This is a genomic window from Acidocella facilis ATCC 35904 (genome assembly GCF_000687875.1).
In the GTDB taxonomy this organism is placed as follows: domain Bacteria; phylum Pseudomonadota; class Alphaproteobacteria; order Acetobacterales; family Acetobacteraceae; genus Acidocella; species Acidocella facilis.
Map to the genome: position 1 here is coordinate 17,499 of NZ_JHYG01000014.1, position 15,968 is coordinate 33,466.

A 15,968-nucleotide genomic window follows, 5' to 3' on the forward strand; every position below is an offset into this window, starting at 1 on the left:
GACGAGCGTTGACATAGTCGCGGGGGCAGGCAGGGTCAAATAACCGCGCCTCAGAGCAGCACGAAATCCTTGGCCGCCAAGGGCTCCGGCGGGGTTTCGCCCAGCGCCTCGGCGACGGCGATCTCGATGGCGCGGACCATCGCATCCAGAGGCAGGCCGTTGGCGGTGTCGGAGAACGGGGCTTCCAGCTCCTCGCCCAGCGCATCCAGCCCCAGGAAGGAATAGGCCAGGGTCAGGCTGAGGACCGGGGTGCAGATACCCAGCGTGTCCACCATGCCGAAGGGCAGCAGGATGCAGAACAGCCAGACCATACGGTGCAGCATCAGCGAATAGGCGAAGGGCATCGGCGCCCCGCGCAGCCGCTCGCAGGCGCTCTGGATGCCGGCCATGGTGCCGAGATGGTCGGAAAACAGCCGGTAGGTGATGTCGGAGATCCGCCCGTCGCGCTGGCGGGCGCCGAAATGATGCGCCAGCTCGGTCAGCAGGCGGCCGGGTTTGGCCGGGGCGGTGCCGCGTAGCTCGTGGCGGAGCTGGCTGGCGAAGGCGGCGGTCAGGCGCGCGCCCTGGCGGTGCAGCGGGTCTTCCGCCGGCAGCAAGGCGGTGAGGTCGCGCAGAAAATTGCGTGAGGCGGCGATCAGCGCCCCCCATTGTTTGCGCCCCTCCCACCAGCGATCGTAACAGGCATTGTTCCGGAAACCGAGGAAGATCGGCACGCTGAGCCCCAGCATGGTGAATGGCGCTGGGCTGGGTACGCCGATCAGGCCGGGCCAGAGATGGTGCAGCCCCACGGCGAGGATGGCGATCAGCCCGATGAAGATCAGCCGGGGGGCGATGGTCGGCAGCACCGAGCCGCGCAGCAGGAAGATCAGGCCAAAGCCGGTGGGCCGGGGGCGGACAATCATGGCCGGCCTCCTACACCGGACGCCAGCCCGGGGCCAGTCTTGCCGGGCGCGGGGCTTTGGCTCATAGGAGCGGCATCGCAAAATAAGGTTTTCTATAGATGCGCCATTCGTCCACGCTCTCCGCTCTGGCTCTTGCGCTGGCCTTGGCCGCGCCGGCCGCGTATGCGCAAACCACCGCGCCCGCCGCGCCGGCTGCCGCCCCCGCCGCCCCGGCTGATGCCAACCCGGTGGTCGCCACCGTGAACGGCTCGCCGATCCATATGAGCGAAATCCAGGCCGACGCGCAGAGCCTGCCGCCGCAGGCCCAGCAACTGCCGCCCGAGCAGCTGTTGCCGATGCTCGTCAACCAGGAAATCGACCGCAAGGCGCTGCTGATCGCCGCCCAGAAGGAGGACCTGCAGAAGGACCCCGAGGTGGCCAAGCGCATGCAGGATGCCGCCAATATCCAGCTGGAAAACGCCTATGTGCAGAAGGCGGTCGCCGCGCAGGTGACCGACACCGCCGTGCAGGCCTATTACGACCAGCATTACGCCAACAAGCCCGGCCCGGAGCAGGTGGATGCCCGCCATATCCTGGTGAAGACCAAGGCCGAGGCCGAGGACATCATCAAGCAGCTCAACAAGGGCGCGGATTTCGCCAAGCTCGCGGAGAAGGACAGCATCGACCCCGGCGCCAAGAATGGCGGTGAGCTCGGCTGGTTCTCCAAGGATGAGATGGTGCCGGCCTTCGCCGATGCCGCCTTCGCGCTGAAGAAGGGCGAGTACACCAAGACCCCGGTGCAGACGCAGTTCGGCTGGCACGTGATCCTGAATGAAGGCCACCGCACCGCGCCGACCCCGGCGCTCGCCGATGTGCAGCAGGATATCCGCCAGAAGCTGACCGACCAGGCGGTGCAGAACGTGCTGGATCAGGTGCGCGGCCAGGTGAAGATCCAGGTCTTCGGGCCGGATGGAAAGCCGGTGCCGCAGACCCCCGCCGCGCCCGCGGCCGGCGCCGACAAGAGCAAGTAAGCCGCGATGGCCGGCCAGCTGCCCGTCTCGCCCTTGGCGCTCCCGATGCCAAAGCTGCCGCCGATCGCCGGTGTGCGTTTGGCGACCGCGGAGGCGGGGGTTCGTTATAAAGGGCGAACCGACGTGCTGCTGGCCGAGCTGGCGGAGGGCACCAGCGTTGCCGGGGTGTTTACCAAAAATCTCTGCCCCGGCGCGCCCGTCACCTGGTGCCGGGAGGTGCTGCCCGGCGGCACTGCCCGGGCTTTGGTGGTGAATGCCGGCAATGCCAACGTGTTTACCGGTGCCGCCGGGGCGCGCGCGGTGGAGGCGACGGCAAAGGCCGCCGCCGCCACGCTGGGGGCGCAGACCGGCGAGGTGTTCCTGGCCTCCACCGGGGTGATCGGCGAGCCCTTGCCGGCGGAGCGGATCGTCGCGGTGATGGATCAGTTGAAGGCGGATCTGACCGAGGATCGCTTTGCCGAGGCGGCGAAGGCGATCATGACCACCGATACCTTCCCGAAAGGCGCCACCCGCACCGCCAAGCTGGGCGGCGTTGAGGTGCGGATCAACGGCATCGCCAAGGGGTCGGGCATGATCGCCCCGGACATGGCGACGATGCTGAGCTTCATTTTCACCGATGCCGCCATTCCCGCCAGCGCCCTGCAGGCGATGCTGAGCAAGAGCGTGGAGGGCACCTTCAACTGCGTGACCATCGATTCCGATACCTCGACCTCGGACACGGTGCTGCTGTTCGCGACCGGTGCCGCCGGCAACAAGCCGACCGAAGACCCCGGCCAGCTGGCGGATTTCCGCCGTGCGCTGCATGAGGTGCTGCATGAGCTGGCGATGCTGGTGGTGCGCGACGGCGAAGGCGCGCAGAAGCTGGTGACGATCAAGGTCGAAGGCGCGGTGAGCCATGCCTCGGCGAAGAAGATCGCGCTCGCCATCGCCAACTCGCCTTTGGTGAAAACCGCCATTGCCGGTGAGGACGCGAATTGGGGCCGGATTGTCATGGCGGTCGGCAAGGCCGGCGAGCCGGCGGACCGCGATAAGCTCGGTGTTGCGGTTGGCGGTGTCTGGATGGCCAAGGCTGGCGGCGTGGTGCCGGGCTATGATGAGACCCCGGTGGTGGCGCATATGAAAGGCCGCGAGATCGAGTTGGTGGTCGATATCGGGCTGGGCGAGGGCCATGCCACGGTGTGGACCTGCGATCTCACCCACGGCTATATCGACATTAACGGCTCCTACCGGAGCTGACACAGGGCCCCGCGAGGGGCCTTTTTTGTGAGATGTTGTAACCGGCTCAGCGCATCAGCCCTTCCATGCGCGCGGCCAGGGCCTGGGCGAGCTGGCGGCGCCAGGGCGGGCTGGCTGGGTTGGCCAGCACCTGGTCCTCATGGGTGAAGCTGGCGATGATGGCGTTATAGCCGAGCCAGCGCAGCGGCTCCGGCTCCCAGCTTCGCAAGGCCTGGCGCATGGCGCGGTCCTGGATGACCCAGGGCTGGCGCGTCTCCGGTGTCTCCTGCCCCAGGATCAGGTCGGCCAAGGTGCGGCCACCGAGATTGGCGGCGCCGACACCCTCCCCGCCATAGCCGCCGGAGAGCGCGATGCGGTTGCGCCGGTCCAGCAGCATATGCGGCTGAAACCGCCGGGACATGCCGAGATTGCCGCCCCAGCGATGCGTGATTTTGGCATCGCACAGTTGCGGGAACAAATCGGTGAGCAGATGAAGGCGCAGCCCTTCCTCGGCGTCGGTAAGGGTGAAATCTGTGCGCAGCCTGCCGCCGAAGCGATAACCGCCGCGCGCCCCGAAAACCAGCCGGTCATCCGCCGTACGCTGGCCATAAGTGACTTGCCGGGAGAATTCGCTGAAGGATTGGCCGCGGGAAAGGCCGATGCCGGCCCAGACAGAGGCGGGCAACGGCTCGGTGGCGATGAGCAGGCTTTGCACCGGCAGCTGATACGCGCCCAGCGGCGGCAGGGTGGCGGCGTAGCCTTCCACCGCTGGGATCACCCAATCGGCGCTGACCTTGCCCTGCGCTGTTCGCACCTGGCCGGGTGCCCAGCCGGTGGCCGGCGTATGCTCATAAATCCGCACACCCAGCCGCTCCACCGCCACGGCCAGGCCGCGCGCCAGCTTGGCCGGCTGGATGGTGGCGCAATGCGGGGTGTAGAGCGCGCCCAGCGCGCCGTGCAGGCGCAGCTGCTGGGAGAGCTCTTCCGGCGGCAGCCACCAGGCGTCTGACTCCTGATAGCCTTCAGCGTAAAGCTCGTGCAGCCAGCCGCGCAGCCGGGCTTCCTGCTCCGGATAGCGCGCGGCGCAATAGAGCGTGCCGCCTTTGCGGAAATCGCAGCCAATTTCTTCCCGCGCGGTGACGTGGCCAACCTCGTCCGGGATGGCGTGCAGCAGCGCCCAGCTTTCGCGCCGCTGCGGCTCGGGCAGATGGCCGACCAGCCGGTTCTCGCCCAGCACCGCCCCCATCACCCATCCGCCATTGCGGCCCGAGGCCCCGAAGCCGGCGCGCCTGGCCTCCAGCACCGCGATGTTCAGATGCGGGGCGCGGGTTTTCAGGTAATAGGCGGTCCAGAGCCCGGTATAGCCGGCGCCGATGATGGCGATGTCCGCCACGATGTCACCCGCCAGCGCCGGGCGCGGGGTGAGGGGTTCATCCAGTCCGTCCCACCAGAGGCTGATCCTGCGCCAATCTTCATCCATGCCGGCAAGCTAACAGAGAGCGGCCGGGATGGCATGACGCCGCAGCACTAACCTTGTGCGACCTCGCGCAGATCCCGCGCCACGCCCTCGATATCCGGCTTCGCCGTGTCCAGCCCGGCGATGATGAATTCCGGCGCGCCCTTGGCGTTGAACACATAGATCGCGGCGGAATGGGTGACGGTATAGACCGGCGTTTTCACCACCGAGAACACCACCCGGTAGCGCCGCGCCAGATCATAAAGCTGGTCCGCGCTGCCGCGCAGCCCGATGACATTATCGCCGAACAAGGCCGCATATTGGTTGAGCACGCCCGGCGTGTCGCGGTCCGGATCGACGGTGACGAACAGGATTTTCACCTTCTCCGCCGCCGCGCCCATCGCCTTCTGCACACGTTGCAGGTTGTAGAGGGTGGTCGGGCAGACATCCGGGCAGTTGGTGTAGCCGAAATAGAGCAGGGTGACATCGCCCCGGAAATCTGCTGCGGTCACGGTTTTGCCGGTTTTCGTGTCGGTCATGGTGAAGGCGAGGTCAGGCACCAGCCCGCGCACATTCACATCCTGGGCGGAGAGCTGATGATGGCAGGCGGCGAGAGCCAAGGGGCTGAGAAGCAGGGACCGGCGCAGCATGTGAAAGCTTCTGCGCCAGCCCCTGCCGCGTGGCAAGGCTTAGAACAATATGTGTTTATCTTGACGCGCCAGCGTCAAGATAAACACATGAAATTGCTTGCCAAACTATGAGCGAATGGGTGTGAACCCCTCTCGCGCTACAGATCGAGAACCATCTGCGCCGCCCGCACCGCCTCTTCCAGCGCGCCGGGCTGGAAGGGCGAGGTGAGCCCGGCCGAGGCCGCCAACCCCAGAAACGGTTCCGAGCCGCCGCGCCCGCAGAGTGTGACGTAATCCTGCAAGGCGGCCGCGTAATCCGCCCTTGCCTTCACCCAGAATTGCAAAGCGCAGCATTCCGCCAGCGTGTAGTCGATATAGTAAAAGGGCGAGCCGAAAATATGGCCCTGCGCCTGCCAGCGCCCGCCTTGCGCCGGGTAGGCGAGATCCCCCCAGTCCCGCCAGGGCAAGTAAAGCGCTTCCAGCCGCTTCCACATTGCATGGCGCTCGGCTGGGGTGGCTTGTGGATTGGCGTAGATCTCGTGCTGGAAATGATCGACGCAGACGCCGTAGGGCAGGAAGGCGATGGACTGGATGAGATGCATGCGCCGGTAGCGCGCGGCGTTCTCCTCGCCGACCATCAGCCCGATATAGGGGTAGGCGAGATGCTCCAGGCTCATCGAATGGATCTCGGCGGATTCGTAGGTCGGCCAGAGATAGTCGAAGCTGGGCTGGGTGCGGGAGCGGTAATTCTGGAAGGCGTGGCCCATCTCGTGGGTGAATACGTCGATATCGTGATGGGTGCCGTTGAAATTCGCGAAGATGAAGGGCAGCCCGGCGACGGGGAACGAGGTGCAGAAGCCGCCGGGGGCTTTCGCGGGACGGTTATCGAGGTCGAGAAAGCCGTTCTCGTTCATCAGCCGGTAGAAGGCGGCCAGGTCCGGGTTCATGGCGTCGAACATCGCCTGCGCCTGGGTGCGCAGGAAGCTTTCATCGCCGGCGGGCTCGACATTGCCTTGCGGGTCCATCAGCGGCTCGTCCCAGGCGAACAGCCTGTCCCAGCCTTCCTGCGCGCGGCGGCTTTCGAAAAACCGGGCAACCAGCGGGGTGACGTGCTGGCGCACCTGGTCGCGGTAGGTGGCGACATCGGCGGCGGTGTAATCCACCCGGCGCATGCGCCGGTAGCCGAGTTCGGTGAAGCTGGAAAAGCCGAGTTTTTGCGCCATCCGGGTGCGCAGTTTGACCAGCTCGTCGTAAATCTCGTCGAAAGCGGCGGCGTTTTCCGCGAAGAAGCGCCAGCGTGCTGTCTCCGCTTTGTGGCGCATCTCCCGGCTCAGGCTCTGCTGGTAGGGGGCGAGGCCGGAGAGATTGGTGGTCTTGCCGTCGATCTCGATTTTCGCCGAGGCGAGCAGCGCCACATAGCGGGCCTGCAATTTCGCTTCCGCCTGCAGATCGGCCTCGATCGCGGGGGAAAAGGTGGTGATGTCCGTCTCCCAGAGCCGCAAGGCGTGGGCGCCGGCCAGTTTTTCCACAAGGCCGCGGTCCGGGTGCGCCAGCAGCCGGGTTTTGAAGGCCGTTTCGTGGCTGGTGATGACCGGGGCGATTTCGTCGCGATAATCCTGCGCGGCCTTGCGGGCTTCGTCCTGGGTGTCCTGCTCGAAGCGCAGATGGGTGAGCGCGCTCCATTGCTCGGCCGCGCGGCGGGCAGCTTCCCACTCGCTGATGGCGGTGGCGAGATCCCCTTCATCCAGCCGCGCATTCAGCGCCGCGTAGGTGGCGGCGAGGCTCTCGCGGGTTGGGGTGGCTGCCTCAATGTCTGAAAATTTCATGCTCAATCCTCGCTCTCTTCGGAGAGGCCGAGCAGCGCCTGGGCACTGCCGGCCTCCACCACTTCCACGGTTTTCAGAACCCGGTGCATCACCCGCGTGCGGGTGCGCACTTTTTCGATATTATTGCTCATCGTGCTGGCATTGGCGGCGAGCTTGGCCAGGGCGTCGTCCATCTTCACCATCTCGGTCTTGGTGGCGCCGAGGATCTGGCCGATTTCGCCGGCGCGCTTTTCAAGGTCGAGCGTGACATGGCCGAGATGGATGGTCTGTAGCAAGGCCGGCAGCAGAGACGGGCCGAGCACGATGACACGCTCGCGGGCGCGAACATCGTCGATCAGGCCGGGAATGCGCGCCACCTCGGCGAAGAGCCCGTCCGAGGGCAAATAAAGCACGCCGAAATCCACGGTCTCCGGCGGGCAGATATATTTCTCGCGGATCTTGCGGGCCTCGCCGCGAATGCGCAGGGCTAGACCGTCGCGGGCAGCGCGCTCGGCCTCGGCATCCGCGCCATCGGCGGCGGTGAGCAGCCGGTCATAATCCTCGGTCGGGAATTTCGCGTCGATCGGCAGCCAGAGCAGCTCGCGCGAGGGCATGCGCAAGGCGAAATCCACCCGTTCGCGGGAGGTATCCTTCAGCGCGAAATTCGGCTGGTAGGTGCCGGGGGGCAAGATCTGCTCCAGCAGCGCCGCCAGCTGCGCCTCGCCCCAGCCGCCACGGGTTTTTACGTTGGAGAAGAGCCGCTTGAGGTCGCCGACCTGTTTGGCGGCGGATTGCACCTCGCCCATCGCCTGCTGCACCTGGGCGAACTGTTCCAGCACGCGGGCGAAGGAGGCGGTCATTTGCTGCTCCACCGCCTCGTGCAGCTTTTCATTCACGCTGGTCTGGATGGCGGCGAGGCGGGTTTCGATGGTCTGGATGGTTTTCTGCGCCTCTTCGCCCGCCTGGCGGCGCAGCCCATCGATAGTGGCGGCGACATTCTGGGTGGCAGCGGCGATCTGCTCGAAGGATTTCGCCAGCGCATCGGTGGTGCCGCTCTGGATCGCCTGGGTGAGGCGGCCTTCCATGGCGGCCAGCGCCGAGCGGGTGAACTCCGCCTCGGCGCGGTTGCCGGCGAGGAGCTTGTCCAGCTCCAGCTTCAGGCGTGGTGGCGCGCCTAGCGCGGCGCGCCAGGCGAGGACGGCGAAAACCAGGGCGCCGAGGGCGGCGAGCAGAGCGAGGGCGGGGAGCAACGTATCCATACCGGCAGGCTAGCACCAAAGCCGCCCGAGTCGCAGGCGGGGCTATTGTCTGCTAGGCTGGGGCCAAGGTCGGAGGAGCTGGACATGAATAATGCCGTGACCGTCATTGCCGTTATCGTCGCGCTGGTCGGCGTCGCCATCAGCTATGTTTTGCATGCCTACAGCATCGGCGCCGTCTTCGTCGTCATCGCCGTCATTCTGGCGCTGACGCTGCGCACGGCGGCGGAATGGGAGCGCGCGGTGGTGCTGCGGCTGGGCCGCTTTGCCGGCGTGCGCGGGCCGGGGCTGTATTTCCTGATCCCGGCGATCGAGACCGTCTATGCCGTGGTGGATACGCGCCGGCAGAGCACCCGGATTTCCGCCGAGGATACGCTGACCGCCGATGCGGTGTCCGTGACGATGGATTCGATCCTGTTCTGGCGGGTGGTGGATGTGAAACGCGCCGCCACCGAGCTGACGGATTATCAGAACATGATCGCCCAGGTGGCGCAGACCTCGCTGCGCGAGGTGATTTCCGCCACCACGATGAGCGATATTCTCTCCAACCGCGAGGCGATGGATGAGCGGTTGCAGGCGCTGATCCGCCGCAAATCCGATGGCTGGGGGCTGGGGGATATCGCGGTGGAGATCCGGGATGTGAAAATCCCGCGTGAGCTGAACGATGCGATGAGCCGCAACGCCCAGGCGGAGAAAGAGAAACAGGCGCGGGTGACGCTGGCGAGCGCTGAGATCGCCATCGCCCAGCAAATTGTCGACGCGGCGCGGATCTATCAGGACAATCCGGTGGCGTTGCAGATCCGCCAGATGGGGCTGATTTACGACATGAACAAGGATCGCGGGGCGACGATTCTGGTGCCGACGACGATGACCCAGGCGCTGGGCGAGGTGCTGGCGCTGAACGCCGCGGCCCAGCAGGCAAATGCCCAGCCGCAGCGCCAGGCACCGCCGCCCGCTGGGTCCGTGCCGCAGGCTTAGCGCGGGTCCGCCAGCGTATCCGCCGCACCCGGCGCAATCGGCGGGGCCGGGTTGATCGGCGGCGGCGTCACCGCCTGCTCGTTCTCCTGCCAGCCGCCGCCAAGGGCGGTGTAGAGCGTGGCGGCATCGACATCGAGCTGCGCCTGGGCCTGGATTTCCTGCTGGTTGGCGGACACCAGACTGTCCTGTGCCTGCAAGGCCGGGAGCAGGCTGGCGAGCCCGTGCTGGTAGCGGCTTTGCGCCAGGTTGAAGGAAATCTGCGCGGCCTGGGCGGTGCCTTGCGCATCGGTAAGCGCCTGCTGGTCCTCCCGATAGGCGACCAGGGCATTCTCCACCTCCGCCAGCGCGTTCAGCACCGTGGCGCGATATTGCAGCGCCGCGTTGGCCTGGGAGATGCGCGCCAGCCGCAGGTTGGAGGAGAGCTTGCCGCCCTCGAAAATCGGCAGCGAGATCGAGGGGCCGAAAGCGTAGAAGAGATTGGCCCAGTTGGTGAGGTAGGAGGCATCCAGCGCGTGGAAGCCGACGCTGCCGGTCAGCGAAATATCCGGGTAGAAGCTGGCGACGGCAACGCCGATCTGCGCGGTGGCGGCGTGGAGATTATCCTCGGCCTCGCGAATATCCGGGCGGCGGCGCGCCAGGCTGGCGGGGACGCCGGTGCCGATCAAGGCGGGCGGCGTCGGCAAGGGTGTTGCCTGCGCCAGCTGCGCATCCAGCGCGCCGGGCGGCTTCCCGGTGAGGATGTCGATCTGCGTCATGTCCTGCGCCACCTGTTTGATGTAGGTGGGCAGTTTCGCCTGCTGGCCGAGATAGGCGGTGCGGGCCTGCTCGACATCGCTTTGCGGCGCGAGGCCATGGGCCGCCTGGCTCTGGGTGAGATGCAAGGTGAGTGCCGTGGCCTGGACGTTCTGCTGCTGCTGCGCCAGTGCGGCCTGGGCGGCGCGCAGCTGGAAATAGGCCTGGGCGATTTGGGATTCCAGCATCACCAGCGATTCCCGCGCCGCATCATTCGCCTCGTCGGCATTGGCTTTGGCGGCTTCCACCTGGCGGCGGACCTTGCCGAACAGATCCAGCTCCCAGCTGGAGGAGAGGCTGTAGGAATAGAGATTGATCGGCTGGCCCAGTGAATCCAGCGCGCTGCTGGCGCCATTGCTGAGGGTGGCGCCGCTGCCGGGCGAGATGCTGTTGGCCTGCTGCGCGAGCTGGTTCAGCTGGCTGTAGGCGCCGCCGGATTCCGCCAGGCCCTTCAGCCCTTCCTGCTCGCGCTTGAAGGAGCCGGTGGCGCCCAGAGTCGGCAGGCCGGCGGCGCGGCTGGTGACCACATTCTCATGTGCCTGCTCGACGCGCAGCAGCGCCTCCTGCAAGGAGGGGCTGCCGGCGATGGCATCGCGCATCAGGCTGGTGAGAACAGGATCGTTGAAGCCGGCCCACCAGTTCGGGTTGGGGGCGTTCCGCGCCACGCCGGGGGCGCTGTTATGGTAGGCGCTGCCGGCGGGCGGTGCCGGCGGCTGGAAATTCGGCCCCAGCGTGCAGCCGCCGAGGAGCAAGGCGAGGCTCAGAGGGAGGCGTTGGGTCTGTTTCATGAGGCCTTCTTCTTGCGGACTTGACGGGAGGACATCAGCAGCGCCGTGGGGATCAGCAGCAGGGCCAGCAGGCCAGTATACCAGAACAGATCGTTATAGGCGAGCACGGCGCGTTGGGTGGCCAGCATCTGCTCCACCTGCCCCGGTGCCGCGGCCAGGGCCTTGGCGAAGGCGGTGCCGTGATTTTGCATCGATTGCGCGATCTGGCTGAGCAGATTGTTGTAGGGCGTGGAGGCGCCGCTGAGATGATCGACCATATAGCTCTGATGGATCTGCTCGCGTTCGCTGACGATGGCGGTTGAGATGGAAATGCCGATGCCACCGAAGACGTTGCGGCTCATCGAGAACAAGGCCGCGGCGTCGCCGTTCATTTCGCGCGGCAAGGTGTAGTAGGCGGCGGTGCTGATGGGCACGAACAGGAAGGCGAGCCCGGCGGTTTGCGCGGCGCGCATTTCCACCAGCCGGTCGAAACTCTCCTGCGGGATCAGATGCATCGAGTAGAACAGCGAACTCGCCAGCACCAGCCCGCCAAAGGCGATGATGAACTTCACCGGAATCACCTTCATCAAACGTTGCACGATGGGGATCAGCATGATGATGACGACCGCACCGGGGGCGAGCACCAGACCGGAGAGCGTGGCGGTGTAGCCAAGCTCGATCTGCGCGAATTGCGGGATGACGACGGCCGAGGAATAGAGCACCAGCCCCATGATGCCGATCTGGGTGAAGCCGAAGGCAAAATTGCGATCCTTCAGCACCCGCAGATCCACCGCCGGATGTTTCGTATAAAGCAGGTAGAGGCTGCCGAAAATGAAGGCGAGGGCGGAGATGCCCAGCATGACGGCGATGAAGTGTGAGCCGAACCAGTCATAATCCTCGCCGCGATCAACCGCGATTTCCAGGCAGCCCAGCGCCAAGGCGATGAAGATGGCGCCGATATAATCGAACGGCGGGGCGGTTTCCTTGTCGCGCTTCACCTCGTCGGAATCCTGCACGAAATTCATCACGCCGAGAAAGGTGAAGATGCCGACGGGAACATTGATGAGGAAGATCAGATGCCAGCTATAGGTGTCGGTCAGCCAGCCGCCGAGCAGCGGGCCCAGCACCGGTGCGACGACGATGGCGACGGCGGAGAGCGAAAAGGCGGCGGCGCGCTTTTCCGGCGGGAAGGCATCGAGAATGATGGCCTGTTGCAAAGGCTGCAGGCCACCGCCGAAAAATCCCTGAATGGCGCGAAACAGCAGCAACTGGGTGAAGCTGATTGCCAGCCCGCAGCCGAGCGAGGCGAGGGTGAACACGCCGATGCAGATGAGAAAGAAGCGCTTGCGCCCGATGCGCCGTGAGAGCGAGCCGGACAGAGTGAGCACGATGGCGTTGGCGACCAGATAGGTCGTCAACGCCCAGGCGCTGTCATCGTTGGAGACGGAGAGCGAGCCGGCGATGTGGGTGAGCGAGACATTGACGATGGTGGTGTCCAGCACCTCCATGAAGGCCGCCAGCGTGACGATGAGCGCGATCACCCACGGGTTGGCCGAACGCGTCTGCGCGGCCCCGGGCATTATTCATGCACCGTGGGGGTCACGGAAATGCCGTAGGGCAGCACCGGCATGTTCGCCGGCATGCCGCTATCGATGACGATCTTCACCGGCACGCGGCGCACGATTTTCACGAAATTGCCGGTGGCGTTTTCGGCCGGGAAGGCGGTGAACACGGCGCCCGATCCCTGCTGGATGCTTTGTACATGGCCGTGCAGGGTGATCGACGAGTAGGCATCGATGCCCATCGTTACCTTGTCGCCGATCTTCATGTGGGCGAGCTGGGTTTCCTTGAAATTCGCGGTGACCCAGAAATCCTTGGTCACGATGTAGAAAATCTGCGTCCCCGCCTGCAGATAGGTGCCGAGCTGGACATTGCGTTTGGTGATCCAGCCATCCTGCGGGGCGCGGATATAATTGTAGGACAATGCGGTTTTGGCGGCGCGCAGATTGGCCTGCGCCTGCGCTACATCGGCCTCGCGCTGCGCCACCTGCTGCTGGGCGGTGTCGATATTATCCTGCACCAGAGAGGCGGTTTTCAAATTTGCGTCGGCCTGCTTCACCTGCGCCTCGGCGCTGGCGAGCTGGGTGTTGCTCTGGTCGATATCGGTCTGGGCGGTGGCGCGCTGGTCCACCGAGAGCTGCCGGCGGTAATTGCGCTGCGCGTCCAAGAGCTGCGCCTTGGCCTGGGCCAGCTGCGCCTGCGCGGTTTCAAGCTGGGCCGGAGCGCGAACCTGTTCCTCCCTCAGATTGACCTGGGCGGCGGTGAGATTGGCGTTGGCGAGCTGGAGATTGGCTTGCGCCTGGGCCAGCTGCGCCTCATTGGCGCGCGGGTCCACCACCGCCAGCAAATCACCCTTATGCACATAGCTGTTGTCATTGACATAGAGCGCGGTGACGTAGCCGGAGGTGTTGGTGGCCATGGAGACGGCGTTGCCGTCAGTATAGGCGTCGTCGGTGGAAACCTCGCCCATCGTCGCCAGCCAATAGATCATGCCGGCAATGACCACCACCACCAGCAGGATGCCGGCGATGATCAGCGGCAGCTTGCTGCGCGGCTTCTGCTCGGTGTTGGCGTCATTCTGCTGCGTGGGGGCCGGTTTATCCTGGCCCTGATCCGTCTGCCCATTTTCGTTCGCCACCTGCTGCTCCGTAATTTCGAGACGGTCTCTAACAGTAGCGCGAGAGGGGTTTGCACCTCCTCGCTCTACTCATGGTTTATCGAGCAATTTCATGTGTTTATCTTGACGCTGCCGCGTCAATCTAAACACATATTGCTCTAGCTTTCGACAATAATGTACTGTATCAGACAGTACATTTCTTGTCGATGAAGGGAAGCCGCCTTGGTGGCGATCTGCATGAGAGATATGCAGCCCTGGCCTGCATGAAACCCCGCCTGGTTTTACGATGCTGTAATGCGCTGTTTATGGGATGATGATGCAGGACGAACGCGTTGAAAAAGACCCTCACGATGCGGCGGCCCGGCCCCGGCTGGAGGCGCGGCGGCGGGCTTTTCTGGATGCCGCGGCCCAAAGCTTTCTGGAAAAAGGCTATGCCGGCACCACGCTTGATGATGTGATCGCCCGCTCAGGCGGGTCGCGGCAGACGCTGTATCAGCTGTTTGGCGGTAAACAGGGGCTGTTCGAGGCGCTGGTGACGGAGCGGGTGCGCGCCATTTTCGGGGATTTCGAAGGCGATGAACTGGATGGGCGGCCACCAGAAGACGTGTTGCCACCATTGGGGGTGAGATTTCTCACCACCATCACCTGCCCCGCGGCTTTGGGCATGTACCGGCTGGTGTTCGCCGAGAGTGCGGCGATGAAGGAGGTGGGCGAGGCTTTCTGGCGGGCCGGGCCGCAAGCGCTGCGCAGGCTGCTGACAGGCTATTTCGCCGGGCAGGTGAAACGCGGCACACTGCGCCTGACGCGCCCGGATTATGCGGCCTCCGCCTTTGCCGGCATGCTGATCGGCAATTTGCACACTGAATGCGTGCTGGGCTTGCGTGAAACGCCTGGCCCCGAGGAGATTGAGGAACGCGTGAAGGAAATTGTCAGATTATTCCTGGATGGCGCGCGCTGAGCCAAAGGAAAAGGGGCCTCGCGGCCCCTTTTCCTTATTCCGATTTCAGATGCGCCAGCAGCTTCTCGATGGCTGTGGGCTTATCCACCTGCTCCAGCGCCGCATATTCGGCCGCCAGGCGGTCCAGCGCGGATTCATAGATCTGCCGCTCGGAGAAGGACTGGTCCGGCTGGCCGGCATTGCGGTGCAAATCCCGTACCACTTCGGCGATGGCGGACGGGTCGCCGGAATTGATCTTCGCCTCATATTCCTGGGCGCGGCGTGACCACATGGTGCGCTTGATGCGCGCCCGGCCCTTCAGCACCGCCAGCACCTCGTCGAAGCTCTTCTTGGAGGTGAGCTTGCGCAGGCCGGCGGTGCGCGCCTTGGTGGTCGGCACGCGCAGGGTCATGCGGTTTTCATCGAAGGTGATGCAGATCAGCTCCAGCGTATGGCCGGCGATCTCTTCCACCGCGATGCGGTCCACCTTGCCGACGCCATGGGTCGGGTAGACGACATAATCGCCTTCCTTGAAGATTTCCGCCTTGGCTGGGGCACGGGGCGGGGCCAGCGGGCGGATCGGCCCGGCCGGCACGCCGCCATGCATCACCACGGCGGGCTGGGTCTCGGCTTTCGGGGTTTCGGGGGTGGGCGCCGCGGCCACGGCTTCGTCCTGTTCGGGTTTCGCGGCCTTCCTGGAAGCGCCGCTCTTCTGCTTATCCGTCATCACCACTCCGCTGGGAGGCGCCCGCCAGAGGGCGCCGCCAAAATATGAAGGCCGGGTGCGGCCGCCCGCACCCGGCTGACATGGAACATCCATACCATAAATTCAGCCGCCCGTCACCCGCCGGGCGGAAGCGCTCAGGGCGTGCCCGGCTCCAGCGACAGCAGCGCCTCTTTGCCCGGCTTGTCCTTCCACTCATTGGCGTCGGCCGGCGGGGTGCCCTTGCGGGTGATGTTCGGCCAGCTCTTGGAGAGTTCGCGGTTGCGCTCCAGCCAGGCCATGGCACGGTCGTCGCTATCGGGCAGGATCGCCTCGGCAGGGCATTCCGGCTCGCAGACGCCGCAATCGATGCATTCATCCGGGTTGATGGCCAGGAAGTTCTCGCCGACATAGAAACAGTCGACCGGGCAAACTTCGACGCAATCCATGAATTTGCACTTGATGCAGTTCTCTGTGACCACGTAGGTCATCGGGTACTCCTGAAAGCTCGCGTAAGAATTTTGCTCCCCTATGCGCGTGGGAGGGGAGGGTGGTCAAGGCGGCGGATTAGCCAATCTCCCGATACAGCGCCTGTGCCAGCATCGCGGAGCCTCTGCGTTCAGGCAGGAACAGAATTTCCACCACCTTTACCCCTTGCGGCAACGCCAGGGTCAGCACGTCGCCGGGGCGGAGCTTGGCATGGGGTTTGTCGGTGGGCTGGCGGTTGATGCGCACCCCGCCTTGATCCACCAGCGCCTCCGCCACCGAACGGGTTTTGCAGAAGCGCGCGAAAACCAGGAACTTATCCAGCCGCAGCCAGTCTGTTCCTGGGTCCGTCAAA

15 protein-coding genes are annotated in these 15,968 nt (G+C 65.1%); 4 read left to right on the forward strand and 11 right to left on the reverse strand.

Annotation, left to right across the window (positions count from 1 at the left end):
• Nucleotides 1–50: 50 nt before the first annotated feature.
• Nucleotides 51–902 carry a bestrophin family protein gene (locus tag T331_RS0114380; RefSeq protein WP_026440529.1) on the reverse strand — a complete coding sequence of 284 codons (852 nt, stop codon included), beginning with the start codon at nucleotides 900–902 and terminating at the stop codon, nucleotides 51–53.
• A gap of 98 nt (nucleotides 903–1,000) precedes the next feature.
• Between T331_RS0114380 and T331_RS0114385 the strand changes: the two genes are divergently transcribed.
• Together T331_RS0114385 and argJ are read left to right on the forward strand one after the other, a co-directional pair.
• A complete protein-coding gene (locus T331_RS0114385; RefSeq protein WP_008495217.1) occupies nucleotides 1,001–1,912 on the forward strand; it encodes a peptidylprolyl isomerase in 912 nt (303 codons plus the stop codon).
• A gap of 6 nt (nucleotides 1,913–1,918) precedes the next feature.
• Nucleotides 1,919–3,148, forward strand: a complete 1,230-nt coding sequence (gene argJ, locus T331_RS0114390; protein ID WP_026440530.1) for a bifunctional glutamate N-acetyltransferase/amino-acid acetyltransferase ArgJ — start codon at nucleotides 1,919–1,921, stop codon at nucleotides 3,146–3,148.
• Nucleotides 3,149–3,194: 46 nt separating this feature from the next.
• Here the strand turns inward: argJ and T331_RS0114395 are convergent, their stop codons facing one another.
• From T331_RS0114395 to T331_RS0114410, 4 genes are all read right to left on the reverse strand, one after another.
• Nucleotides 3,195–4,607 (reverse strand): NAD(P)/FAD-dependent oxidoreductase, encoded by a 1,413-nt coding sequence (locus T331_RS0114395; protein WP_026440531.1) that lies wholly within the window; start codon nucleotides 4,605–4,607, stop codon nucleotides 3,195–3,197.
• 47 nt (nucleotides 4,608–4,654) lie between these two features.
• Nucleotides 4,655–5,233 (reverse strand): SCO family protein, encoded by a 579-nt coding sequence (locus T331_RS0114400; RefSeq protein ID WP_026440532.1) that lies wholly within the window; start codon nucleotides 5,231–5,233, stop codon nucleotides 4,655–4,657.
• Nucleotides 5,234–5,370: 137 nt separating this feature from the next.
• On the reverse strand, nucleotides 5,371–7,038 hold the full coding sequence (locus tag T331_RS0114405) for a M3 family oligoendopeptidase (RefSeq protein WP_026440533.1): 1,668 nt from the start codon (nucleotides 7,036–7,038) through the stop codon (nucleotides 5,371–5,373).
• A gap of 2 nt (nucleotides 7,039–7,040) precedes the next feature.
• Entirely contained in the window at nucleotides 7,041–8,276 is a 1,236-nt protein-coding gene (locus T331_RS0114410; RefSeq protein WP_008495222.1) for a DNA recombination protein RmuC, read from the reverse strand.
• Nucleotides 8,277–8,360: 84 nt separating this feature from the next.
• Here T331_RS0114410 and T331_RS0114415 point away from each other — a divergent pair, with 84 nt between their 5' ends.
• Nucleotides 8,361–9,251, forward strand: coding sequence for an SPFH domain-containing protein (locus T331_RS0114415; protein ID WP_026440534.1), 891 nt, complete (start codon nucleotides 8,361–8,363; stop codon nucleotides 9,249–9,251).
• Here T331_RS0114415 and T331_RS18495 read toward each other — a convergent pair.
• Genes T331_RS18495 through T331_RS0114430 form a run of 3 tightly spaced genes read right to left on the reverse strand, consistent with a single transcriptional unit; the run spans nucleotide 9,248 to nucleotide 13,508 of the window.
• Nucleotides 9,248–10,831 (reverse strand): efflux transporter outer membrane subunit, encoded by a 1,584-nt coding sequence (locus tag T331_RS18495; RefSeq protein WP_051622401.1) that lies wholly within the window; start codon nucleotides 10,829–10,831, stop codon nucleotides 9,248–9,250. The two genes, T331_RS0114415 and T331_RS18495, sit on opposite strands and share 4 nt — an antisense overlap.
• On the reverse strand, nucleotides 10,828–12,390 hold the full coding sequence (locus T331_RS0114425) for a DHA2 family efflux MFS transporter permease subunit (RefSeq protein WP_026440535.1): 1,563 nt from the start codon (nucleotides 12,388–12,390) through the stop codon (nucleotides 10,828–10,830). Before T331_RS0114425 ends, T331_RS18495 begins: the two co-directional genes overlap by 4 nt.
• A complete protein-coding gene (locus tag T331_RS0114430) occupies nucleotides 12,390–13,508 on the reverse strand; it encodes an HlyD family secretion protein (protein ID WP_026440536.1) in 1,119 nt (372 codons plus the stop codon). The genes T331_RS0114425 and T331_RS0114430 overlap by 1 nt, the downstream gene beginning before the upstream one ends.
• A 292-nt stretch (nucleotides 13,509–13,800) precedes the next feature.
• On the opposite strand from T331_RS0114430, the gene T331_RS18500 reads away from it, so the two are divergent.
• Nucleotides 13,801–14,445 (forward strand): TetR/AcrR family transcriptional regulator, encoded by a 645-nt coding sequence (locus tag T331_RS18500; protein WP_211248735.1) that lies wholly within the window; start codon nucleotides 13,801–13,803, stop codon nucleotides 14,443–14,445.
• Between the two features lie 34 nt (nucleotides 14,446–14,479).
• On the opposite strand, the gene T331_RS0114445 is transcribed toward T331_RS18500, so the two are convergent.
• The 3 genes from T331_RS0114445 to T331_RS0114455 all read right to left on the reverse strand — a co-directional run bounded on the left by T331_RS0114445 (nucleotide 14,480) and on the right by T331_RS0114455 (nucleotide 15,967).
• Nucleotides 14,480–15,151: a CarD family transcriptional regulator gene (locus T331_RS0114445; protein ID WP_244876967.1), complete on the reverse strand. Its 672-nt coding sequence runs from the start codon at nucleotides 15,149–15,151 to the stop codon at nucleotides 14,480–14,482.
• A gap of 134 nt (nucleotides 15,152–15,285) precedes the next feature.
• Nucleotides 15,286–15,618, reverse strand: coding sequence for a ferredoxin FdxA (gene fdxA, locus T331_RS0114450; RefSeq protein ID WP_008495230.1), 333 nt, complete (start codon nucleotides 15,616–15,618; stop codon nucleotides 15,286–15,288).
• 76 nt (nucleotides 15,619–15,694) lie between these two features.
• Entirely contained in the window at nucleotides 15,695–15,967 is a 273-nt protein-coding gene (locus T331_RS0114455) for an RNA-binding S4 domain-containing protein (RefSeq protein ID WP_026440538.1), read from the reverse strand.
• Nucleotide 15,968 lies beyond the last annotated feature (1 nt).

What these genes read in the sequence shown, in the direction of transcription:
- T331_RS0114380 (WP_026440529.1), bottom strand. Translation starts at nt 902, where the DNA reads ATGATTGTCCGCCCCCGGCCCACCGGCTTTGGCCTGATCTTCCTGCTG.
- T331_RS0114385 (WP_008495217.1), top strand. Translation starts at nt 1,001, where the DNA reads ATGCGCCATTCGTCCACGCTCTCCGCTCTGGCTCTTGCGCTGGCCTTG.
- argJ (WP_026440530.1), top strand. Translation starts at nt 1,919, where the DNA reads ATGGCCGGCCAGCTGCCCGTCTCGCCCTTGGCGCTCCCGATGCCAAAG.
- T331_RS0114395 (WP_026440531.1), bottom strand. Translation starts at nt 4,607, where the DNA reads ATGGATGAAGATTGGCGCAGGATCAGCCTCTGGTGGGACGGACTGGAT.
- T331_RS0114400 (WP_026440532.1), bottom strand. Translation starts at nt 5,233, where the DNA reads ATGCTGCGCCGGTCCCTGCTTCTCAGCCCCTTGGCTCTCGCCGCCTGC.
- T331_RS0114405 (WP_026440533.1), bottom strand. Translation starts at nt 7,038, where the DNA reads ATGAAATTTTCAGACATTGAGGCAGCCACCCCAACCCGCGAGAGCCTC.
- T331_RS0114410 (WP_008495222.1), bottom strand. Translation starts at nt 8,276, where the DNA reads ATGGATACGTTGCTCCCCGCCCTCGCTCTGCTCGCCGCCCTCGGCGCC.
- T331_RS0114415 (WP_026440534.1), top strand. Translation starts at nt 8,361, where the DNA reads ATGAATAATGCCGTGACCGTCATTGCCGTTATCGTCGCGCTGGTCGGC.
- T331_RS18495 (WP_051622401.1), bottom strand. Translation starts at nt 10,831, where the DNA reads ATGAAACAGACCCAACGCCTCCCTCTGAGCCTCGCCTTGCTCCTCGGC.
- T331_RS0114425 (WP_026440535.1), bottom strand. Translation starts at nt 12,390, where the DNA reads ATGCCCGGGGCCGCGCAGACGCGTTCGGCCAACCCGTGGGTGATCGCG.
- T331_RS18500 (WP_211248735.1), top strand. Translation starts at nt 13,801, where the DNA reads ATGATGCAGGACGAACGCGTTGAAAAAGACCCTCACGATGCGGCGGCC.
- T331_RS0114445 (WP_244876967.1), bottom strand. Translation starts at nt 15,151, where the DNA reads ATGACGGATAAGCAGAAGAGCGGCGCTTCCAGGAAGGCCGCGAAACCC.
- fdxA (WP_008495230.1), bottom strand. Translation starts at nt 15,618, where the DNA reads ATGACCTACGTGGTCACAGAGAACTGCATCAAGTGCAAATTCATGGAT.